A 23,245-nucleotide genomic window follows, 5' to 3' on the forward strand; every position below is an offset into this window, starting at 1 on the left:
GAGCGTCAGCGAGTAACCATTTTAATCGGTTGGTCGCTCCGCTCTATTCATACAATCCCTCAGTCGCTTTGCGGCGACAGCTCCCTTTACCAAAGGGAGCCTTTATCGGTTGAGATTGCCACAGGGCTGCGCCCTTCGCAATGACGATTTGTATACAGACATCAAAAGATCAGCGCCCTTCGCAATGACGATTTGTATATGTGAGATCGATCCCACTCCATACTATCATCACAATAGAATTGTTTGAGCGAAGCGAGTGACCGGCACCGTTCACCATTCACCATTCACCTACTCCGCCATTCCTTTCAGTTCATACAGCAGGTTCATCGCCTCGATGGGCGTTAAGGTGTTGACGTCTACCGCGCGGAGCTTTTTGAGGATCATGCTGTCGGTGTCGGGCATGAGGCTGAGCTGCATACTGTCCTCCTGCGCGGGTGCTTCGTGCTGAATATGCTCCTGCGGAGCGGATGAATTGAGCTCCGCCAAGATCTCTTTGGCTCTTTCGATGATGCTGTCGGGCAGACCGGCTAATTTAGCGACCTCAACGCCGTAGCTTTCATCGGCGCCGCCGGGTACGATACGGCGCAAAAAGGTGATCTCGTCACCGCGTTTTTTGACGGCGATGTTATAGTTCTTGACGCCGTCGAGCAGCTCCTCCATCACCGTGAGCTCATGGTAATGGGTCGCGAACAGGGCGCGTGCGCCGAGCTTCTTTTTATCGGCGACGAATTCCAGTACCGCGCGCGCGATACTCATGCCGTCGTAGGTCGAGGTGCCTCTGCCGATCTCGTCGAGGATCAGCAGGCTCTTGGACGTCGCGTGAGAAACGATGTTGGCGACCTCGTTCATCTCCACCATAAAGGTCGACTGACCCGAGGCGAGATCGTCGGACGCGCCGACACGCGTAAAGATCGCGTCGACAAGACCGATCTCGGCATAGGACGCAGGCACAAAGCTGCCCATCTGCGCCATCAGCACGATCAGCGCGACCTGGCGCATATAGGTCGATTTACCCGCCATGTTGGGGCCGGTGATGATCGCGATACGGTTGTCGATATTGTCGAGCAGGACGTCATTCGGGACAAACATCGCGTCGCTGAGCAGCGCCTCCACCACGGGATGGCGGCTGTCCTTGAGACGGATGACCGAGTTCTGGGTGACGTCGGGACGGGTATAGCGGTTGTCCGCCGCTACATTGGCGAGCGATACCAGTACATCCAGCGCGGCGATCGCCTTAGCGGTGCGTTCGATGCGGTCGAGGTTGAGCGCGATCTGCTCACGCACATCGTTGAACAGCTCATACTCGATAGCGACCGATCGCTCCTTGGCGCCGAGGATCCGACTCTCGATCTCTTTGAGTTCGGGTGTGATATAGCGCTCGCAGTTGGTCAAAGTCTGTTTGCGGATGTAGTGCTCGGGCACCAGATTCTTGTAGGAATTGGTGACCTCGATATAGTAGCCGAAGACGCGGTTGTAGCCGACCTTCAGCTTGGGGATCCCTGTCTGCTCCTTTTGCTCCGCTTCGATGCGGGCGAGCAGAGAGGTGGAGTCGTTCATGTCGTGCTTGAGCTCGTCCAGCGGCGAGGAGTAGCCCTCTTTGATCAAGCCGCCTTCACGCACCGAAAAGGGCGGATCCTCTACGATCGCCTCATCGATCAGCGCGCGCATATCATCGAGCGGATCGATATCGCGGTACAGCTCGTGCAGGAGCTTGGATTTGAAGGGTTCAAGGGTCGCTTTGAGCGCGGGCAGGTTGGTCAGCGCCTGACACAGCGAGCGCAGTTCACGCGCGTTGGCGGAGCCGTAGACGATCTTGGTCATCAGGCGCTCGATATCGAAGATACCGGTGAGGTTCGCCGTCAGCTCCAAACGGTTGACGGTGTCGTTCACCAGCTCCTCGACGGCGTTCTGGCGCTTTAGGATCGTCGTGATATTCATCAGAGGATGCTCGACCCAGAACTTCATCAGGCGCTTGCCCATAGCGGTCTTGGTCTTATCGAGCACCCAGAGGAGTGAATGTTTCTTTTCCTTCGCGATCATGGTGCGGGTGAGCTCCAGATTGCGGCGGGTGTTGAAGTCGAGCTTCATGTACTGGTCTTCGGCGTAGAGCTCGATGGTGTCGATACGCTCTAGACCTGTTTTTTGTGTATCTTTCAGATAGGACATCAGCACGCCGAGCGCGATGATCAGCTCATTTGAGTCGGCGATCTTGTCCATATTCTCTTTACTGAACTGCTGTTCGAGCAAAGCGGTACATTCGAGCAGTCCGCAGCGGCTTTCATCGGGATGAGATACCGCGGCGTTGGGGAGCTTTTCTTTGATGAACAGGTGCAGCACCTTGTTCTGCGCGAGCTTGCCGGAGATCAGAAGCTCCTTGGGGTTATAGGAAGTGATCTGATCCTTGAGCTGAGAAAAGCTGTGGTCGCTTTTGAAGCGGGATACAAACAGCTGACCGGTGGAGATATCGCAAAACACGACGCCGGTATAGCGCTTGTCCGCGTACAGTGAGCAGATGTAGTTGTTCTCGCTCTCATCGAGCATGGAGGATTCCATGACGGTGCCGGGTGTGATGACGCGGATGATATCGCGCTTGACAAGTCCCTTGGTGGCTTTGGGATCCTCTGTCTGCTCACAGATCGCGACCTTGTAGCCCTTTTCGACCAGTCGGGCGATGTAGCTCTCGGCGGAATGGAAGGGTACGCCGCACATCGGCGCGCGCTCCTCCTGTCCGCAGTCGCGGCCGGTGAGGGTGAGCTCCAGTTCCTTGGAAGCGAGCTTGGCGTCGTCAAAGAACATTTCATAGAAATCACCGAGTCGGAAGAACAGGATGCTGTCCTTGTTCTCCTCTTTGATCTTAAAATATTGCTGCATCATCGGAGATAACTCCGCCATATCCTCACTTCCTTTCTCAGTGGTCAGTGCTTAGTGGTTAGTTAGTTAGTTAACAAATAGAATTGTTTGAGCGAAGCGAGTGACCGGTACTGTTCACTGATCACTCATAACTGTTCTCTGAGCAGAACAAAGTTCTGCTCTCAGCCACATCCTCCGCAGGTGGAGCAATCGTGGGTGCAGTCTTCGGAAAAATCGGTGGTGTCGGGATCCTGACCCTCGGCGCTCTGCTGAACGATCGCGAGGACGCGCTGGAGCACCTTATCGAACGCCTGCTTTGCGTCGTTGTATGCCTTCATGTGCTCGTTGTTCATGATGTCGGAGTAAGCGGTGCGCATTTCCTCATTGAGCTTTTTGAGGGTCTCGTCATCGCGGTCGGTCTTGCACGCCTCGGCATTGATCGCGACGCGCTTGATATTGAATTCGGTGATCAAAGCCTGTAAGGCTTCATCGTTATCAGCCGCGTCCTTCGCGGTCATGATGGTTTTATATTCTTCCTGTTCCTGGATCGCGTGTCCGAGTTGTCTTGCTATTGCAATTACGTCTGCCATTTTATATTTCTCCTTTGGAATTATACTGCCTTCCTTTGGGAAAGGAAGGTGTCACCCTGCGGTGACGAATGAATTGTATTAATTAACCGAGCGTCAGCGAGCAACCATTTTTTCGGTTGGTCGCTTTGCTCCATTGATGCAATCCCTCACCCGCCATTCGGCGGGAGCTCTCCGGTGTATGGGAGTTGTAGCCCAAATCAAAGATTTGGACAACACCTCACCTTTACCAAAGGGAGCCTATGCTAACTCTCCCGTCAGGATCCAGTTCCTAGCCTGAGTGATCCTGACGTTATGAAAGTCGCCGATCAGGCTGTCGTCGCCGTCGAATTCGACGATGATATTGCCGGATGTTCTGCCGCAGAGCCTGCCCTCTTTCTTCGCCTTTTCTTCGACGAGCACCTTCTCCACTCTGCCGACCATGGAGGCGCATCGCTCGGCGGCGATCTCCTCCTGCACGGCTAATAGCTCGCGGAACCACTTGCCCTTCTCTTCATCAGAGACGGGGTCGTCCATCTTGGCGGCGGGGGTGCCGTTGCGGGGTGAGAAGATGAAGGTGAACAACGAGGTGAAGCCCACCTCGCGAATCAGCGACAAGGTCTGCTGAAAATCCTCATAGGTCTCGCCGGGAAAGCCGACGATGACGTCGGAGGTCAGGGATACATCGGGGATACGCGCTTTGGCGTAGTTGACGATATCGAGGTACTTCGCGCGGTCATAGTGACGGTTCATCGCCTTGAGCACCCGATCCGATCCCGACTGGAACGGCAGGTGCAGATGGAGCGAGATATGCTCGCTTTCGGCGATGGTATCGATCAGCTCATGGGTGCAGTCCTTCGGGTGCGAGGTCATAAAGCGCAGCCAATAATCGCCGGGGATCTTGTCGATCTCGCCGATCAGCTGTGCGAAGGTCGGTCGCGGGTCGAGGCCCTTGCCGTAGCTGTTGACGTTCTGTCCGAGCAGGGTGATGTCCTTGTAGCCCTGTTCGATCATTTCCTTCGCTTCCGCAATGATGATCTCAGGCTGACGGCTGCGTTCTCTGCCGCGCACATACGGCACGATGCAATAGGTGCAGAAGTTGTCACAGCCGTACATGATCGGCAGCCATCCCTTGAACTTGCCGTCACGGCAGGTCGGGATGCCCTCATAGACCTTCTTGTCGTCGTTATCGCGGACAAAGACGCGCGAGCCGTCCACGAGACTTTTATAGAGCAGTTCGGGGAACTCGTGCATACAGTGAGTGCCGAATACCAGTCCGACGAACGGAAAACTGTCGTGGATCCGTTTCGCGACATGCTCCTGCTCCATCATACAGCCGCACAACGCGATCAGGATCTGCGGATGGCGGTGCTTGAGCTTTTTCAGAGCGCCGACGTTGCCGAACACCCTGTCCTCGGCGTGTTCGCGTACCGCGCAGGTGTTGAACAGGATGAAGTCCGCTTCTTCCGCATTCTCGGTGAAGCTGTAGCCGGCTTTTCGGAGCATACCCTTGATGCGCTCGCTGTCGGCGACATTCTGCTGACAGCCGTAGGTGCGGACATACGCCAGAGGAACATCACCGCGCTTGCGGATGCTCATCAGCTCGGCGGTCAGGTTCAGATATTCAATTTGACTGTCGGACATCTTGACGGTTTCAGACAAATTGTATTCCTCCGTTCGTCGTCACTCGCCGTATTCGGCAGGCATATCCGGTTGGTATGCCTTGACCTCATGTGGCGGTTCCTCCTCTCCCCAAAAAGCAGGGGCTTTTTGGGGTCCCCTATGATGATTCTTAAATATTATAGACAAATGCGCATATCTGCACATTATAATCCTATTATCCGTAGTATTATAGCACAATATATCCGCCTTTTCAAGCATTTTCACGCAAAATATTGGGATGGCCGTAAAAGAAAGCCGCCTGTCAGCAAGACAGGCGACGAAGGTTCATCTCCATATAAAATCAAACGCGTTGGCAAAGACGCTGAGCCGATATTCACAGTCCCGATACTTGCGTTTCATTACACTATCGTGAGAGGAAAGCATCTGCAATTCGAGCTCGTCGTTATTCGAAACGGCCGCAAAGGTAAACCGCGCACGAAGCGACCGAAGGAAATCGACCAATATATCATAATCCATCTTCATACATTTGAACCTCTCCCCTTTCAAAATGCAAAGGGTCGGTTCATTCAAATCCTCAACGGGGAAGGTGTGCAGGTGGATCTCGAGCGTACATTCCCGATAGTCCTTGTATCGCTCATAGTAGGTTTCATCGGAATAATCCTCGCGAAAGATCCTGAATTCACCGAAGGTCAATCTCAAAATGTCGTTCTCATAAGCGGCGTCGGTCAGAAGCTGGTCGTGCAGCATACTGAACTGCACCCTGAACTCGTTATAGTCAAAATGTCGCATTTTATCACCGCACCCAGTTTAACACAGCATCCGACACAAGTCAATATGATACCACGCCGCTGTAGGACGGTACCGTGCCGACGATGACGGTCTGGGCGATCTCGAAGGCGGATTCGGTGCTCACGGTCTCGCCGACGCGTATCGGACCGTAGATCAAGAGATCCACATACACGGTGACGGTGATGTGGTGGACGGTCTGGTTGACGCCCGCGGACGCAAAGCTGCTTTGGAATTCGCAGGATACGGTTTGGGTGCTGTCGACGGAGAAGGGGATCTCGGGGCCGAAGTTCGACAGGAACACCAAGCCCGTGAAATTGCCGAGCCGTACGCTGATGCCCTGTGAATGGGACAGGCTGTCGATGCGATCCTGCGCGTGTTCGGTGATGTAGGTCTTGGCGGCATTGACGAAGGCGGCGTTGGTCGAGATCGCTGCGACGGAGCCGTTGTCATAGGTGATGTCGCACATCCTGTTCCCTGTATCGGCATGCTCCTCCAAAAAGTCATCCACCGCCATGGTGACAGCCTGTTCGGACAGCGTTTGCATATCACGGATGATGACGTCGCGGAGCTGGTGCTTGACCGCAAGCTCCGCGTAGACGGTGAGCAGGATGAGGATCGCCATAAACACGGCGAGATATTTGCGGAGTTTGCGACGGACGGGGCTTGGTTTTTTGCGGCACAGCATCACGATCACCTCGTGATAGTGTATGCGGGAGGACGGATGGTGTGATCAAATCAGGTTTATCGTAGGGACGAGCATTGCTCGTCCGCGTGGCATAAACGTTTGTTTCCTATCTCACGTTTTCGATAACGTAAACGCCCGTCATTCCGCGGATGGTCAATGACCATCCCTACGGAGAGATTGATTTGCTTTGCGTTTGGGTGGGAGATATTGGATAGGTTGCGGGAGGGTCGAGACCCTCCCCTACAATGGGGTTCATTTGCTTCGCGTTTAGGTGGGAGGTATTGGATAGGTTGCGGGAGGGTCGAGACCCTCCCCTACAAATAACAATTATACGACAAAAAAGGCGGTACGACCGGAGTCGTACCGCCTATGTTGATTGAATCGGATCGGCAAACGGGAAAGGGTTAACGGATTATTTCTCTTCCGCTTTGTCCTCTGCCTTGTCTTCGGCTTTTGCATCAGCCTTTTTGTCCGCTTCTTCGAGCGCGTCGATATCCTCGTTGAGCTCGGAGAAGTCGAACTCGATCTCGGCGCCGCAGTAGGGGCAGTCGAGACCGCCCTCGATCAGCGCGTCTTCGTCAACGATGGTCGTCTTGTCACACGCGGGGCAGGTGACCTCATAATACGCCTCGTCGTCGCTGAACTCGTCGGTATCCTTGTCGTAGGACACATAACCGCCGTCGCCGTAGATATCTTCTTCGACCTCGGCAAGATCCTCGTCGATCTCATCGACCTGGTTGCAGACCTCGTCCACGACCTCTTCCATCTCGACTACGTCGTATGCCATATCCTCGAGAAGATCGATCATCGCTTTGATGACCTTGACCTCGTCGCGGTTTTCATCGAGCTTTAATCCTTCGGCAAGACCGCGGATATAAGCGATTCTCTCAGTCAGATTCATAATATCTCCTTTAAAATGAAACTTATGGAAACACAATTAAAATCATAGCGGGAGGAGCAAGCCCCTCCCCTACAATTTTTTTGATCAGCGCTTACGCTCTGCCCAGATACTCGCCGGTACGGGTATCGATCTGGATCATTTCGCCTTCCTCGATGAAGAGCGGAACCTTGATCTCAGCGCCGGTCTCAAGGGTAGCGGGCTTGGTCGCGTTGGTAGCGGTGTTGCCGGCAAAGCCGGGATCGGTCTGGGTGACCTGGAGCTCGACAAAGTTAGGCGGCTCTACGCCGAATACGTTGCCCTTGTAGGACAGTACCTTGCAGACCATGTTCTCTTTGACGAACTTGAAGCTGTCGCCGAGGATAGAAGCGTTGATCGGGATCTGCTCCCATGTCTCGGTATCCATGAAGTAGTAAAGATCGCCGTCGTTGTAGCTGTACTCCATATCCTTTCTGTCAATGAAAGCGGTGGGGTACTTATCGTTGGGGTTGAAGGTCTTTTCAACAACCGCGCCGGTAATCACGTTGCGGATCTTGGTTCTGACAAAAGCGGCACCCTTACCGGGCTTTACGTGCTGGAACTCGATGATGGAAACAACCTGTCCATCCATTTCAAATGTTACGCCGTTTCTGAAATCGCCGGCAGAAATCATAATCATTTCCTCCTAATGTCTAATTTGAACAGTCTTGTGTCATGATCGGTTGAGATTGCCACAGGCTTCGCCTTCGCAATGACAATGAATGTCGAGATTGCCACAGGCTTCGCCTTCGCAATGACAATGAATGTCGAGATTGCCACAGGCTTTGCCTTCGCAATGACAATGAATGTCGAGATTGCCACAGGCTTTGCCTTCGCAATGACAAAGGATCATGACGAACCTTAACTTAATTATTATACAGGCAAAGTACGGAAAAAGTCAATACTTTCAAAGAATTATATTGTAAATAGGTCACTCGCGTGTTACAACACGCTCAAACATAGATACAATTCCTCACCCGCCTTTTGGCGGGAGCCTCCTCGCCGGAAGCGGCTCCCCCCTTGTCCTCCGGACATTCCCCCAACGGGGGTACCTTTACCAAAGGGAGCCTTTTAGGGCGATCGCCGCATCGGAACAGCCGCTAAATCACAGTAAACTCCTTGGAGATCTGAGCGAGGTCAACGGGAGTATCGCCTTTCACCAGCACCATATCCTCGATACGTACGCCGAATTCTTCGGGCAGATAGATGCCGGGTTCATCGGTGATCACCATGTTGTCCCGCAGCACGGTACGGTTCGTTTTGTAGACGGCGGGGGCTTCATGGATATCCAGCCCGACGCCGTGACCGGTGCTGTGACCGAAGTATTCGCCGTAGCCGCAGCTCTCGATATGGTCGCGCGCGGCGGAATCCACATCAGCGGCGGTATTGCCCGCCTTGATCGCGCGAAGGGCTTTGAGGTGCGCCTGCAGGACGGTCTCATAGATCATCCTCATTTCGTCGGTGGCGCAGCCGACGGCAACAGTTCGGGTCATATCGCTGTGGTAGCCCTCGTACACCGCGCCGATATCAAAGGTGAAGAAATCGCCGTCCCTGACGATCCTGTCCCCCGGCACACCGTGCGGTAAAGACGTATTCTCCCCCGTCACACAGATCAGATCGAACGCCACGCGCTCGCCGCCGTAGAGCTTGATCAGATGCTCGAGCTCGATCGCGATATGGCGCTCCGTGACACCGGGCTTGAGGATATTGAGCACCTCGGTATAGGCGCGTTCGGTGATGCGCTGGGCGGTGACGATCTTTTCGACCTCTTGCTTCATCTTGCACATCCTGATCCGGTTCAGCTCGGCGGACAGTCCGTCGGTGAGGACAGCGGGGATGAACGATTCTTCCAGCTCATGACAGCGCGCGACCGTCACACTCTCGCCTTCGATATAAACGGATCGGATGTTCCAATCAAGAAAAACGCGATTCAGATCATCGATCAACCGAACAAAGCGCACGACCTCCAACGGCGGCTCTACACAGCGGGTCGCCGCCTCATAATAGCGGAAGTCAAGCATCAATACAGATCGGTTTTTCGTGACAAGGATCGCGCCCGCGGACGAATGGAACCCGCTGAGATAGCGGCGGTTCACCTCGCTCGTCACCAATGCGGCGGTGTTTTCATCGGGCAGGAAATCCTGTATACTCTGAATCGCAGTCATCATTAGATCAGTCCGTAGTTAATGGATGAAATATTGTAGTTGTCGTCGTACAGAATAACGGTGTGGTAGCCGTCGCCTGTATAGTGATCGGTTCTCAGATCAGTGCCGGAGGGATCGACCAAAAACGGGAAGTAGGCAACCGGATCGGTAGACTGCACCTTTGTGACGTTATCGCCCTCTTTGAGCAGATCAAACTTGCCGCGGGTCTCGGTAACGCGGTACATGCTGTGCAGACGATCTCTCTTGACCCACTCGCCTTTTTCATTGAAGCGGAGTAAAAGAATCCTGGTGTTGCCGATATAATAAACGGCATAACCGTCATCGTCTTTTCTCAGGCACTGGATCTCGTACTTGTCGTGCAGCTTCTTGGTGTTGATCTTCTCATCATCGAGCATGAATTGATAAATCTTGTCAAGCTCGGTATCCTTGTAGCCCTTGGTGCAGAGTTCAAAGGCACTGCGGGTCGTATCGGACAGCGCGACCGGGAAATTCGGCTCGTTGGACTTGCAGCCCGTCAGACAGGCTGACAGCACCATCACGGCACACAACAGGATCAGGATCGGTTTTTGGATTATCTTTTGCATAGTAGTAACACCTCTTGGTGAAAGTTCATCGGATGAACGCGGCTCATTGATCATTCTATCAACAAATAAGCGCGCATCGTGTCGTTATGACCGTATTACAAAAAACGGACAGGATGACCTGTCCGTTCGTTTGTTGATTATCTGTACTTACGCTTGCGAGCAGCCTCGGACTTCTTTTTACGCTTTACAGAAGGCTTCTCGTAAGCCTCTCTCTTACGAACCTCGGCGATGACGCCGGCGCGCGCGCACTGCTTTTTGAAGCGGCGCAGAGCGCTCTCTAAGGATTCGTTTTCCTTGAGCCTTACTTCTGACATGTATTTCCCTCCCATCCGCCAAAAGGCAGGGGTTATTCGCATAATGCTTCATTGATTATACAATAATGTACCCGAAGTGTCAAGGGTAAAGCCCCAATTTGTAGAATTTTGCCAATATTCAGCGTTAAATTTTTACAAATCGGAGAATAGACATTTGAAAACCGGCGCGGGCAAATACCACCCGCGCCGGTTATAATTCAATTAAAGAAATATCAGTCGTGCTTCTTCGAAATTTGCTTGACAGATACGCAAGCGCCGAACATCGCGATGAAGAGTAATACAACTACCATCATGACCATGTCGGTATGACCGGTCTGCGGAGATTTAGCGGAATTATCCTGTCCTTTTTCCGCGGGTTGCGGAGAAATAGCATACGATGACAGGTCAAACAAAGAAACCTTTGTGATCTCAGCTTTTGTGAATTCATCAGTTAATTCAACAACATAAAGATCCGTTTTGCCGTCTTTTGTTCCGTAGCAAAGGAAACGATAATTGATTCCGGTATCGACAATCCGGGTTGCCAACTCAGCAATATAATCGAGTTTAATTTCCTTGTAGTTAGTTAACGCTTGTTCAACGTCACTTGAATAGTAACTCAAATCATCTGCGCTCGGAGTTTTTGCCGAAACTGTCCATCCATCAGGCGCTTTATCAGTAGTTTTGATATCAGCGGGGTCTATAGCGGCTGAATTCAACAATTTACTGTTGCCCTGATTATCTACAAAAATCGTAGTGATCTCCCATCTAATGGAATCAAAAAAGGCATCCACATCAGTTTTGAGCTCAGTCACAGAAGTCAAAAACACATAATACGTACCTGAATCATCTGTTTGCTTCGCAATGACTTGAGAAGGAAGATATAATACGTTAGTATTACTCTTCATAACAGAAGAAAATATCTTTTTTTCGTCATCTGTAAATTGGTCAGAAGCAAAAGTATAAGTGTGCCATTTACCTGAGATATCGGAATAATAGCCGCTTGAACCGCCGGAGCTGCCGGAACTACCCGAGCCGGAACCGCTGGAGCCACCGCTGCTGCCTTCACCGGGTAAATTTGATTTATCATAATCCCAATTCGTATAAGCACCGGCTTCACTAAGCGCCGCTTCAACGTCATTCTTTGACAAGCCTAACGCACCTGCGGTATCATCGATAAGAGTCTGGTCATCCTTCCCGGAATACACGCGGGCATTATCGAAAGTGTTCTCCAGAAATCCGACAAACAAATCATACGGTGTTTCTGAAGCAAGGCAAGTCTGACCGACCACGTTACCGATCGAAGTGACCTGAAGGCGCGGACCGAGAGTATTGTTCTTCCAAACAGCTTCACCCGCGTTTTTATTAGAGTCTACAGGATTTTCAATCAAATTATTTGTTGTAACAGCAGTATCACCGAAACAGGAAGCATCAAAAACGAGATCATAGGTCTGGGCGCCGGTTGAGGCATCACAAAAGATGACGCAATACTGCTTGCCGGATTCCAATCCATACTCGGAAAGATCCTTCGACCAGATGTTGTTGCCTTCATCCGTACCGTTGAGCTTTTTAGAACCCCAAGGGATCAATTCCTCACCCTCAGGATCATACACAAAGAATTGTACGGGACCCGTCCATTTTGTAATGCTGTTATCAAACTTGATCACATCAGCGCCGGTTACAGCTTTATCGTTGACCTCGGCAGCGGAAAAGCTGAATGCAAAAACGCTTAGCAGCATAACCGCAACCAATGTCAAACAGAATAATCTTTTCATCATTGTTCTATCCTCCAAAGATACCAAATTCAACAAAACAGCCGGATGATGCTGTTTTATCAATATCATTCTACTCTCTGCAACATTCAAAGTCAAGAGAATATCCAAAAAATATTGTATGTTTATAAAAAGTATTGTCTAAAACGTAGAACAGTATGGTGTTCGAAAAAAAAGATGTCCGACAAATAATACACAGCAAAAAAAAGAGGGCATGAAGCCCTCTTTCGAATTATTTCTGCGGTTTGACAACGATGTTGACCAGTCTGCCCTTGATGTAGATCTCCTTGACGATGGTCATGCCGTTGATCGCGTCGGCGACCTTTTGCTCCGCCTTTGCCTGTGCCAGCACATCCTCCTGCGCGGCGTCGGCGGCGATGTTGAGCTTCGCCTTGATCTTGCCGTTGACCTGCGCGACGATCTCGATGGTATCGTCAACACACTTATTTTCGTCATACTCGGGCCACTGCGCCTCGGCGAGGATGCCGTCGCCCAGACCGCACGCCTCCCAGACCTCTTCGGTCACGTGAGGAGCGAACGGATTGAGCAGGATCGCGAAGACAGACAGCTCCTTCTTATTGATCTTGCCGTTGGCGTAGATGGTGTTGATCAGCGCCATCAGCGCGGCGATCGCGGTATTGAACTTGATGTTCTCGATGTCGCCCCCGACCTTCTTGATGGTCTTATGGAAGTCTTTCTCGACCTCGGGACGGATCGTGTCGCCGTCGATCAGCATATCCTGCAGATTCCAGAAACGCTCGATGAACTTGCGGCAGCCTCGCACGGAGTTGGTGCTCCACGGAGCCGCCTTCTCAAAGTCGCCGATGAACATCTCATACATTCTGAGGGTGTCGGCGCCGTACTCGTCGACGATATCATCGGGGTTGACGACGTTGCCGCGGGATTTACTCATTTTCTCGCCGTTCGCGCCGAGGATCATGCCGTGAGAGGTACGCTTCGCGTAGGGCTCCTTGGTGGGAACTACGCCGATATCGTAGAGGAACTTGTGCCAGAAACGGGAGTAGAGCAGATGCAGGGTGGTGTGCTCCATACCGCCGTTGTACCAGTCGACCTGATGCCAGTAACCGAGCGCTTCTTTGGCAGCGAGCGCCTCGTTGTTATGGGGATCCATATAGCGGAGGTAGTACCATGACGAACCCGCCCACTGGGGCATGGTGTCGGTCTCGCGGTACGCCTTGCCGCCGCAGCACGGACAGGTGGTCTCGACCCAGTCGGTCATGTTGGCAAGGGGTGACTCACCGGTATCGGTCGGCTCATAGCTCTCGACCATCGGGAGCTTGAGCGGCAGCTCAGATTCGGGGATCGGAACATAGCCGCACTTTTCGCACTTGACGATCGGGATGGGCTCGCCCCAGTAGCGCTGACGGGAGAATACCCAGTCGCGCAGCTTGAAGTTGACCTTTTGATGACCGATGCCCTTCTCGGTGAGGACTTCGACGATCTTCTTCTTTGCGTCCTCGACAGAAAGACCGTTGAGGATATCGGAATTGACCATAATGCCGGTCGCGCAGTCGGTGAACGCCTCTTTCTGGACGTCCTCGCCGCCCTTGACGACCTCGATGATGGGCAGGTTGAATTTCTTCGCGAACTTCCAGTCACGGGTATCGTGAGCCGGTACCGCCATGATCGCGCCGGTACCGTAGGAGATCAGAACATAGTCTGAGATGAAGATCGGGATCTCTCTGCCGTTGACGGGGTTGATCGCGGTCACGCCCTCGAGCTTGACGCCGGTCTTGTCCTTGTTCATCTCGGTGCGTTCAAAGTCGCTCTTCTTGGCGGACTCATGCTGATACGCCTTGATCTCGTCGAGGTTTTTGAGCTGATCCGCCCATTTCTCGATATAGGGATGCTCGGGGGATACGACCATGTAGGTAGCGCCGTAGAGCGTATCGGGACGGGTGGTGTAGACAACGAGCTTGTCGCCCGCGGTGGTGTCGAACTCGACCTCAGCGCCGTAGCTTCTGCCGATCCAGTTCTTCTGCTGGAGCTTGACGCGCTCGGGATAATCGACCAGATCGAGATCGTCGATCAGGCGGTCGGCGTACTTGGTGATACGCAGCATCCACTGGCTCTTGACGCGATGGACGACTTCACTGCCGCAGCGCTCGCATACGCCATTTACGACCTCTTCGTTCGCCAGAACGCACTTGCAGGAGGTGCACCAGTTAACCGCCATCTCCTTTTTGTAGGCAAGATCATGCTTGAAAAGCTGGAGGAAAATCCACTGCGTCCACTTGTAATAGTCGGGATCGGTGGTATTGATCTCACGGCTCCAGTCAAAGGAGATACCTAAGGACCGGATCTGCTTTTTGAAGCGCGCGATATTGTTCTTGGTAACGATCTCGGGATGGATATGGTTCTTGATCGCGTAGTTCTCGGTGGGCAGTCCGAACGCGTCCCAGCCGATGGGATACAGAACGTTGTAGCCCTGCAGACGGCGCTTGCGGGATACGGTATCCAGCGCGGTATAGGGACGGGGATGTCCGACATGGAGTCCCTGACCCGAGGGATAAGGGAACTCGATCAAAGAATAGAACTTAGGCTTGTCCGAATTGGTCTCGGAATGGAAAACGCCCTTGTCCTCCCAGATTTTCTGCCACTTAGGCTCGACTGTCTTGTGGTTGTATTTCATATAGATTCCTCCAAACGGTTAGATACGTTATAGCCTCCCTTTGGGAAAGGGAGGGGGACCGCGATCAGCGGTGGAGGGATTGCATCATTGACCGAGCGCAAGCGAGAGACCGTTTTATTTGGTTGGTCGCTTTGCTCCATTCATACAATCCCTCAGTCTGCTTCGCAGACAGCTCCCTTTACCAAAGGGAGCCTTTTTATTCCGTGATGATATCGGAGATATCGATGACTTCGCCGTCCTCCCAGAGGCGGTCGAGGTCATAATACTGACGGCTTTCTTCGTTGAACACGTGCACGATAACATCCACATAATCCAGCAGGATCCATGTATCGGAGCGATGACCCTCGATATGGCTGACGGATACGCCCTGCTCGTCCATCTCGTACTCGACGTAGTCGGCGAGGGACTTGACATGGGTGGAGGAGTTACCGGTCGCGATGACCATATAATCGGCAAGAGAAGAGATGTCGGCGATCTTGATGACGCGGACATTCAGACCCTTGCGGTTATCCAATATTTTTGCGATTGCTTTTGCTTCTTGTAATGAATTCATATTATCCTCTCAAATCAAGAATTTGTTCCTATTAATTTTCATTCGGGTGCGGGCAGCGCCCGCCCTTCACCGTTCACCATTCACCGATTTAACAGAATATCATTATATGCCGCGAGGGCGTCGGGGCTGATGAGCGCCTCTCTGCCGGTCAGGCGGCTGATCGTGAACTTGATGCCGTAGATCATGCCTTCCTCCAAAGAATTCTCGGAATGAGCACGGATCACATCGATATCGGGATAATCACGCTCGGCGGAGGTGAAGTCCGCGAGGAAGATCAGCTTTTCGAGCTGACTCATGCCCGCGCGTCCCGTGGTATGATATCGGATCGCGTTGAAGATATCCTCATCGTCGATCCCGATCACATCGCGCACATAGCACGCGCCGGAGATGGAATGCCACAGCTTTGGAGAGCGTTTCTCCAACTCGGTGAGAATTATACCACCGTTTGCGATGATTTGCAACTGTTTCTCGTTATCCGTTTCTTTGGTCACGTCGTGGAGAAGTCCCGCCAAACGCGCTTTCTCTACATCGCCGCCGTACTTCTTTGCAAAGCGCACGGCTTCTTCGGCGACGTTCAGCGAATGGACGCGGCGGTATTCGGACAGATTATCAAGATAAGGCAGATATTGATCGATGTTCATAATGCACCTCAAATAGAATGGTTCTCGCTGTCGCTCGGTCAGATATACAATCCCTCAGTCGACATTCGTCGACAGCTCCCTTTACCAAAGGGAGCCTATGATGACTTTATTCGCGGTACAGGTCATGCTGTTGGATGTATTCGAGGACGCGGGGGTGGATCATGCCGCTGACGTCGGCGCCCGAAGCGATCCCCTCACGTATCAGCGTCGATGACAGTTCTCCGATCGCCTGATGAGCGATCAGCGTGCGGCAGTCATAGTGCTCCCGATAAAAAAGATATTTTTCGTTTAAAGAATCATAATCGACTTCATCGCGCGGCGCGACCAGGATCGTGACATGGTCAAAGATGAACCGGCAATCATGCCACTTGTCGAGCGTCATGTACATATCCGCGCCGACGATCAGATAGAGCGAATCCTCGTCGTTCATCAGCTGCGCGATGGTTTCGGAAGTATAGCTCGGACCTTCACGCCGCAGCTCGATATCGCTGACCTCGAGGAGAGGTTCATCTTCTGTCGCGAGCAGGCACATCTGATAACGGTGCTTGCCGTCGGCGATATGGGAATTATCCTTGAGCGGCGTGTAATGCGTCGGGATCAGCGTCACTCGATCGAGCTCAAACTGCTCCGCGAACTGCAACGCCAGCTTGATATGGTCGTTGTGGATGGGGTTGAATGAGCCCCCGTAGATCGCGCGCCTCATTTGACGAGCTTGATCTTGGGCTCTTTTTTGTTTTTGCGATAGAGCACGAATTTAGAGCCGATCACCTGCACCACGTCGGCGCCGATCTGCTCGGCGATGGTATCCGCCGCCTCACGCGAGGTATACTCGCACGCTTCGAGCACCTTGCCCTTGATCAGCTCGCGGGCGGTGATCGCCTCATCGGCAGTTTTATAAAGCTGTTCGGAAAAGCCGCCCTTACCGACCATCAAAACGGTGTCGATCGGGTTGGCAAGCGCTCTGAGCTGAGCGCGCTGTTTACTGGTTAACATGGTTTTCCTCCAGAATAAGGTTGAGATTGCCACACCTCCTAAAGGAGGTTCGCAATGACAGTTGAATTCGGTTGAGATTGCCACGGTTCCTGCGGAACCTCGCAATGACAATTTATATGATTAGTTTAACCCTCAGTCGCTTTCGCGACAGCTTCCTCGCCGGAAACGGCTTCTTCTGCGAAGACAGCCGACCCTTTTGTCCGCTTTGCGGACATTTCCCCTAGCAGGGGAATCTCCCCTTGTCCTTCGGACATTCCCCCAACGGGGGTACCTTAGGAAAGGGAGCCCTTAAGCGCGTCGCGGAGGTTGCGCAGAGCGTTGCCGCGATGGCTGTATATGTCTTTTTCATCGCCCGACAAAGAGGCAAAGCTCTTGCCGTCCACGACGAACACAGGATCGTAGCCGAAGCCGCCTTCACCCGCGGGCGCATGGGCGATCATGCCCTCACATCTGCCCTCGACCTCGATCACGGTGTTTTCATCGAGGATACAGCAGACGGCGCAGGTGAAATGCGCGGTGCGCTTTTCATCGGGGACGTCCTTTAGCTCATCGAGCAGCAGGGCGATCTTTTCGAGATAGGTCGCATCCTCGCCGCCGTAGCGGGCGGAGTAGATGCCCGGTCTGCCGTCGAGCGCGTCGACACACAGTCCCGAATCATCCGCAATCACAGGGCTGTGACACAGATCAAAGGCGTGTTTCGCCTTGATATACGCGTTGGCGGCGAAGGAATCGCCGTCCTCGACGACGTTGCCGAGGTCGATCCCTCTCTCCCCTGCTGTCACCGCGGTGATGCCGAGGGGTGAAAGGATGCGTTCGATCTCCACCACCTTATGCGCGTTGTTGGTGGCTATGATAAATTCTTTCATTTTTTCACTTCATTCTTTTTCTTACTTTTATACTGCAGCAGTACCAGCACGATATTCGCAACGGTCAAAAAGAAGAGCATCAGAACAGGCACGCGATAGGCAGATTCCCAATAACGTCCCATCATCGAGAGCACGAACCAAGATTGCACCGCATAGTAAACAGACGCAATCAGACCGATGGACCATGACTTGCTCGAACGTTTGAAAGATCGGATTGCCCAGATCAGCAATAAAATCATTGACGCGGTAAGGGAAATGAAAAGGAGGATCGATTCAAAATCACCGATGCTTAAAAATTCATTATGGATCCCGTCGATCGCAAATTGGATCATTCCGGTGGTAGACCTTTGAGAGATGACTCCCAACGGAGCAAAATTCATCGTAATACTCAGTAAGGCGCTGATTCCGCAAAAAACAGAAAGAACCGTATTCGGTCTACCTTCGGTAGATTTCGATTGTTGACTCATTTCATACCTCTCATTCTGATTTGTCTGCACTGTCATTTCGGACACAACAGAACAGATTTATCCTTCTTCCTTTACAAACAGGGCACGGGAGAATTCCTCGGGATCGAAGGGCTGGAGGTCGTCGACCTTTTCGCCTACGCCGATGAACTTGACGGGGATGCCGAGGGTATCTTTGATCGCCAGCACGACGCCGCCCTTTGCGGTGCCGTCAAGCTTGGTCAGCACGATGCCGGTGATACCGGTCGCCTTGGCGAATTCCGCCGCCTGATTGACGGCGTTCTGTCCGGTGGTCGCGTCAAGCACCAACAGCGCCTCTTTATCCGCGTCGGGCAGCTCGCGGTCGATGATACGGCGGATCTTGGCGAGCTCGTCCATCAGATGCTTTTTGTTATGCAGACGGCCGGCGGTATCGACGATGATGACGTCGGTACCCTTCGCCTTAGCCGAAGAGATCGCGTCGAATACGACGGCGGCAGGATCACTGCCCTCGCCCTGCGCGACGATATCGGCGCCGCTGCGCTCCGCCCAGATCTTGAGCTGATCGATCGCCGCCGCGCGGAAGGTGTCCGCCGCGGCAAGGGTGACCTTCTTGCCCTGCTGAACGTAATAGTTCGCGATCTTGCCGATGGAGGTGGTCTTGCCCACGCCGTTGACGCCGATCACGAGGATGATCGAGGGTTGGGTGTTGAGCACCATTTCATTGCCGCCCTCCGACAGGATCTCGGCGCTGATCTCGGCGATCTCGTCCATGATCTTCGCGGGCTTGGTGATGCCCTTTTCACGTACACGTACACGCAGCATACCGCAGATCTTGTTGGCGGTCTCTACGCCGACGTCACCCATGACGAGCAGTTCTTCGAGCTCGTCGAAGAGTTCGTCATCGATGACGGTAAACGCCTGGAGCATCGAGTCGATCTGACCGACGACGCTCTCTCGTGTTTTCTTTAAACCATCTTTTAACTTCTTAAAAAATCCCATAGTGTTCTCCTTTTTCGGTTAACGGTTAACGGAGATCGGTTAACGGTTACGGGAAAGCCTGACGGCTTTTGGATTGTAGGTTTGGGTAATATACTTTAATCGGTGACTCTATTGTATAAAACGGGTGAGGGCGGAGCCCTCCCTTCACCGTTAACTGTTAACCGTTAACCGTTCTCCACATACTAATTCGCTTTCATGCCCAGCTTTGCCGCTACTTCGGATGCGCGAAGCTCGAGCAGCTTGCTGATACCCTCGTCCTGCATGGTAACGCCGTAGAGGACGTCAGCCTCTTCCATCGTACCGCGGCGGTGGGTGATCAGGATAAACTGGGTGCTTTCGGTCAGGTTGCGCAGATACGCCGCGAAGCGGTCTACGTTGACCTCATCGAGCGCCGCTTCGATCTCGTCCATGACGCAGAAGGGCGCGGGACGTACCTTCATGATCGCGAAGTACAGCGCGATCGCGACGAGCGCTTTTTCACCGCCGGAGAGCGCCTCCAGATGGACAACGATCTTGCCGGGCGGATGGACGATGATATCGATGCCCGATGTGAGGATATTCTCGGGATCGGAGAGCTCGAGATGAGCCTCACCGCCGCCGAAGAGCTCCTTGAACGTCAGGGTGAAGTTCTTGTTGATCTCGGCAAAGGAGTCGACAAAGACCTCTTTCATCTGCTTGGTCAGGTTGGTGATCAGGTTTTCGATCTCTTTCTTGGATTTCTCGACGTCGTCGACCTGCGTTTTCATAAAGGTGTATCGCTCGGATACCTCTTTGTATTCTTCGATCGCGCCGGTGTTGACCGAACCGAGCGCGCGGATCTTGTTTTTGAGGGAGCTCAGTCGGGAACGTGCCTCGGTGAGGTTCTCGATCTCGATCGCCTGCTGCTCCGCCTCGTGGCGGGTCAGCTCATACTCCTCCCAGAGCTTCGCGATGATATCGTCGAACTCCTTCTGCTTGCTCGCCTTGCGCTCCTCGAGTCGGGAGAATTCGTTGGAGGCAAGCTCACGCTCGGCAGTCTTGTCACGCTCGAGCTGTCGAAGTGATACGGAGTTTTTCTCCAGCTCCAGCTTCTCGTTATTCAAGCGCTCGATGTTTTCGGCTGACTGCGTTTGCTTCTCGGTCAGCGCGTCGATCTCGGCACGGAGCGCGGTGATTTTATTTTCTATTTCAGAATTATTCTGTTCGTAGGTTTGTTTTTCATTATTCAACTCGGTGATGCGGAGCTGCTGGTCGGAGCCGGTGCTTTCGGCGGACTCGATCTCCGCCTTGCGGGTGTCGATATCCTTCTCAAAGCCCAGAATATCCAGACGCAGCTGCTGGAGCTGATCGGCGTATTCTTCACGCTTTTGCGCCATCTCGTCACGCGAGCCGGTGATGGTCTTGATCTTGAGCTCGGTCGATTCGATATCGGCGTTGAAGCGGATCATATCCTTCTGCGCGAGCTCTCTGGACGCCTTTGCCTCGGTGATCTTCTCAGCGCCGCTTTTGAGCTCACGGTCGATATCCTCCAGATCGCGGCTCACGCCCGCCAGCTCGCTCAGGCAGGCGTTGTACTCGGCGTTGAGACGCACCTTGTCGTTCTGGGTGTTGGTCAGATCGGCACGGGTACCGAGCAGATCCGCCTCGACCTTGGCGTACTGGCTTTCCGCCTCGGTGAGCTTTTCGGCGGCGTTCTTCGCTTTGGCGCTGAGCTCAGCAGCCTGCTTTCTCAGCTTGTCGATCTCGCTCTCACGCGACAGCAGACCGGAATTCTTCGCGCGGGATCCGCCGGTGAAGGAACCGCCCGCGTTGATGACCTGACCGTCGAGGGTCACGACCTGGAAGCGGTAGCCGTATTTCTTCGCAATCGCGGACGCCGCGGAGAGATCCTCGGCGATGACGATCCGTCCCAAAAGGTTGGACAGGATATTCGCGTACTTCGGCTCGGTAGAGCAAAGCTGTGACGCGATACCGATGTAGCCATAGCAGTCATCGAGCCCTTTTTCATCAAGTGAGCGAGGCTTGATGGTGGTGATGGGCAGGAAGGTCGCGCGGCCGCCGTCACGCTTTTTGAGCAGCTCGATAGCGCGCTTTGCGTCGGCGTCGTTGTTCACGACGATGTGCTGCATCTTGGCGCCCAAGGCAACTTCCATCGCGACGTTGTACTCCGACGGCACCTTGATCAGGGTGGTCACAGGGCCGCAGATACCGCCTAAGCCGCCGCGCTTTGCCTCTTTCATGACGACCTTGACGCTGTTATAGAAGCCCTCATAATTCGCCGACAGATCGGACAGGATCTTTGCTCTGCGGGATTTTTCCTCTGCGTCAAGACGCAGGGTCTCGGCAGCCTGTCGGAGCTCCTCACGCTTATCGGCGCGGGAACGAAGCTTCATCTCCAGACCCTCGATCGAATTGCCGAAGGCGGCGATCTTCTGCTCCGCTGTTTTGATCTGTTCTTCGTATTTTTCTTTTATCGAAATAAGCTCATCACGCTGGACGCGCTTTGTTTCACTTGATTCACTGAGCACCTCGGCACGCTCTTCGAGCTCTTCGATCGCGGTCGCGGCGGTGATATCCGTCACGCGGACGTCAGCCAGCCGCTGGGATAAGGACGCGATCATCGCGCTGAGCTTCTGGAGCTCGTCGTTCGAGCGGGAGGTATCGTTGTTGATGCTGTTCAGCTCGTCGGAGATGGCGTTGTAGTCGCTCTGCTTTTCAAGGGTTTTCTCACGCAGGGCATCGATCTCAGCCATTTTGCTCTCGACGACCTTTTTGATGTCGACAGTGGAGCTTTCCGCCTTTTCGATCTCGCCGATGATACGCTCGATGTTCTCTTTGTTATGCAGGATATCGTTCTCGGCAACGGAGATCTCGGCGTTCTTGCCGGCGATCTGAGCCTCAAACAGTGACGCGGCGTTGCGCTCCTGCTCGATCTGCGAACTCATCATACCGTTCTTGATATAGATCTCCTCGGTCTGAGAGGCAATCGATTGCAGGGCGGCGTCCGCTTCTTCATACTGGTTCTTGGCGATCGCGATCTTGTCCTCATGGTCACGCAGGATCGCGGCGCTTTTATCGAGAGTATCGAGCCAAAGGGCGATCTCAAGACCGCGCTTCTCACCGCTGTACTCGAGGAATTTCTGCGCCTTTTCGGACTGGACGCGCAAGGGCTCTACCCTGTCCTCAAGCTCGGTGACAATATCGCGCAGTCGGAGCAGGTTCTCTTCGGTATGGTTGAGCTTACGCTCCGCTTCGGTCTTGCGGTAGCGATAGCGGGAGATACCCGCGGCTTCTTCAAAGATCTCACGTCTGTCCTCGGATTTGGAGGCAACGATGGAGTCGATCTTACCCTGACCGATCATGCTGTAGCCGTCGCGTCCGAGACCGGTATCCATGAACAGCTCATGGATATCCTTGAGTCGGACAGAGGCTTTGTTGATCAGATACTCCGACTCGCCCGAGCGATAATAACGGCGGGTGACCGCTACATCGTCGCCGCCGTACGGCAGACTGCGGTCGGAGTTGTCGATGGTCAGAGTGACCTCGGCATAGCCCTGGCGCTTACGGCGGTCGGTACCGTTGAAAACAACGTCCTCCATCTTGGAGCAGCGCAGGGATTTTGCGCTCTGTTCACCCAGCACCCAGCGGATCGCGTCGCTGATATTGGACTTGCCGGAGCCGTTGGGGCCGACGACAGAGGTGATGCCTTTGTCGAAGGTCAATTTTGTTTTATCGGGAAAGGTTTTGAATCCCTGTAATGTGAGAGATTTTAATAACATTCTGAACCTCTGTGGGAATATAGTTTATTCTTATAATCTGAATGTGATAGAACTATTACGCTTCCACCTCATCCACCGCAAGCGGTCCCCCTTCCC

The 23,245-nt window shown here is 53.3% G+C and carries 21 protein-coding genes; 1 reads left to right on the plus strand and 20 read right to left on the minus strand.

What is annotated here, in order from left to right:
* Positions 1-288 precede the first annotated feature (288 nt).
* The 7 genes from mutS to efp all read right to left on the minus strand — a co-directional run bounded on the left by mutS (position 289) and on the right by efp (position 8,063).
* The gene (mutS, locus tag JKK62_RS04825) at positions 289-2,892 is read right to left on the minus strand and encodes a DNA mismatch repair protein MutS (RefSeq protein WP_186833019.1); all 2,604 of its coding nucleotides are present in this window, start codon (positions 2,890-2,892) and stop codon (positions 289-291) included.
* 140 nt (positions 2,893-3,032) lie between these two features.
* Positions 3,033-3,440 (minus strand): YlbF/YmcA family competence regulator, encoded by a 408-nt coding sequence (locus tag JKK62_RS04830; protein WP_186833018.1) that lies wholly within the window; start codon positions 3,438-3,440, stop codon positions 3,033-3,035.
* A gap of 237 nt (positions 3,441-3,677) precedes the next feature.
* Positions 3,678-5,078, minus strand: a complete 1,401-nt coding sequence (miaB, locus tag JKK62_RS04835) for a tRNA (N6-isopentenyl adenosine(37)-C2)-methylthiotransferase MiaB (protein ID WP_243411761.1) — start codon at positions 5,076-5,078, stop codon at positions 3,678-3,680.
* Between the two features lie 285 nt (positions 5,079-5,363).
* On the minus strand, positions 5,364-5,828 hold the full coding sequence (locus JKK62_RS04840; protein WP_186833017.1) for a hypothetical protein: 465 nt from the start codon (positions 5,826-5,828) through the stop codon (positions 5,364-5,366).
* Between the two features lie 40 nt (positions 5,829-5,868).
* On the minus strand, positions 5,869-6,450 hold the full coding sequence (locus tag JKK62_RS04845; RefSeq protein ID WP_186833016.1) for a sporulation protein YunB: 582 nt from the start codon (positions 6,448-6,450) through the stop codon (positions 5,869-5,871).
* A 475-nt stretch (positions 6,451-6,925) separates the two neighbouring features.
* Positions 6,926-7,414 (minus strand): CD1247 N-terminal domain-containing protein, encoded by a 489-nt coding sequence (locus tag JKK62_RS04850; RefSeq protein ID WP_186833015.1) that lies wholly within the window; start codon positions 7,412-7,414, stop codon positions 6,926-6,928.
* 91 nt (positions 7,415-7,505) lie between these two features.
* Positions 7,506-8,063: an elongation factor P gene (efp, locus tag JKK62_RS04855; protein ID WP_186833014.1), complete on the minus strand. Its 558-nt coding sequence runs from the start codon at positions 8,061-8,063 to the stop codon at positions 7,506-7,508.
* Positions 8,064-8,147: 84 nt separating this feature from the next.
* Here efp and JKK62_RS04860 point away from each other — a divergent pair, with 84 nt between their 5' ends.
* The gene (locus JKK62_RS04860; RefSeq protein ID WP_207752138.1) at positions 8,148-8,294 is read left to right on the plus strand and encodes a hypothetical protein; all 147 of its coding nucleotides are present in this window, start codon (positions 8,148-8,150) and stop codon (positions 8,292-8,294) included.
* A gap of 235 nt (positions 8,295-8,529) precedes the next feature.
* Here JKK62_RS04860 and JKK62_RS04865 read toward each other — a convergent pair whose 3' ends face one another.
* From JKK62_RS04865 to smc, 13 genes are all read right to left on the minus strand, one after another.
* Positions 8,530-9,597, minus strand: a complete 1,068-nt coding sequence (locus tag JKK62_RS04865; protein ID WP_186833012.1) for an aminopeptidase P family protein — start codon at positions 9,595-9,597, stop codon at positions 8,530-8,532.
* On the minus strand, positions 9,597-10,178 hold the full coding sequence (locus JKK62_RS04870) for a hypothetical protein (RefSeq protein WP_186833011.1): 582 nt from the start codon (positions 10,176-10,178) through the stop codon (positions 9,597-9,599). Before JKK62_RS04870 ends, JKK62_RS04865 begins: the two co-directional genes overlap by 1 nt.
* Before the next feature lie 137 nt (positions 10,179-10,315).
* Complete coding sequence (gene rpsU / locus JKK62_RS04875) at positions 10,316-10,492, minus strand: 30S ribosomal protein S21 (protein ID WP_186833010.1); 177 nt, start codon at positions 10,490-10,492, stop codon at positions 10,316-10,318.
* Positions 10,493-10,704: 212 nt separating this feature from the next.
* Positions 10,705-12,246: a hypothetical protein gene (locus tag JKK62_RS04880; RefSeq protein WP_186833009.1), complete on the minus strand. Its 1,542-nt coding sequence runs from the start codon at positions 12,244-12,246 to the stop codon at positions 10,705-10,707.
* 226 nt (positions 12,247-12,472) lie between these two features.
* Positions 12,473-14,893, minus strand: coding sequence for a leucine--tRNA ligase (gene leuS, locus JKK62_RS04885; RefSeq protein WP_186833008.1), 2,421 nt, complete (start codon positions 14,891-14,893; stop codon positions 12,473-12,475).
* Positions 14,894-15,089: 196 nt separating this feature from the next.
* Complete coding sequence (gene rsfS / locus JKK62_RS04890) at positions 15,090-15,446, minus strand: ribosome silencing factor (protein ID WP_186833007.1); 357 nt, start codon at positions 15,444-15,446, stop codon at positions 15,090-15,092.
* A gap of 80 nt (positions 15,447-15,526) precedes the next feature.
* On the minus strand, positions 15,527-16,087 hold the full coding sequence (gene yqeK, locus JKK62_RS04895; protein WP_186833006.1) for a bis(5'-nucleosyl)-tetraphosphatase (symmetrical) YqeK: 561 nt from the start codon (positions 16,085-16,087) through the stop codon (positions 15,527-15,529).
* 106 nt (positions 16,088-16,193) lie between these two features.
* The gene (gene nadD, locus JKK62_RS04900; protein WP_186833005.1) at positions 16,194-16,790 is read right to left on the minus strand and encodes a nicotinate (nicotinamide) nucleotide adenylyltransferase; all 597 of its coding nucleotides are present in this window, start codon (positions 16,788-16,790) and stop codon (positions 16,194-16,196) included.
* The gene (yhbY, locus tag JKK62_RS04905; protein WP_186833004.1) at positions 16,787-17,080 is read right to left on the minus strand and encodes a ribosome assembly RNA-binding protein YhbY; all 294 of its coding nucleotides are present in this window, start codon (positions 17,078-17,080) and stop codon (positions 16,787-16,789) included. Before yhbY ends, nadD begins: the two co-directional genes overlap by 4 nt.
* A 272-nt stretch (positions 17,081-17,352) precedes the next feature.
* A complete protein-coding gene (gene rdgB / locus JKK62_RS04910; RefSeq protein WP_186833003.1) occupies positions 17,353-17,946 on the minus strand; it encodes an RdgB/HAM1 family non-canonical purine NTP pyrophosphatase in 594 nt (197 codons plus the stop codon).
* Positions 17,943-18,449 carry a hypothetical protein gene (locus JKK62_RS04915; RefSeq protein WP_186833002.1) on the minus strand — a complete coding sequence of 169 codons (507 nt, stop codon included), beginning with the start codon at positions 18,447-18,449 and terminating at the stop codon, positions 17,943-17,945. Before JKK62_RS04915 ends, rdgB begins: the two co-directional genes overlap by 4 nt.
* Positions 18,450-18,470: 21 nt before the next feature.
* A complete protein-coding gene (gene ftsY / locus JKK62_RS04920; protein ID WP_186833001.1) occupies positions 18,471-19,391 on the minus strand; it encodes a signal recognition particle-docking protein FtsY in 921 nt (306 codons plus the stop codon).
* A gap of 182 nt (positions 19,392-19,573) precedes the next feature.
* A complete protein-coding gene (smc, locus tag JKK62_RS04925) occupies positions 19,574-23,149 on the minus strand; it encodes a chromosome segregation protein SMC (RefSeq protein WP_186833000.1) in 3,576 nt (1,191 codons plus the stop codon).
* Between the last annotated feature and the right edge of the window lie 96 nt (positions 23,150-23,245).

The organism is Ruminococcus difficilis, from assembly GCF_016680995.1.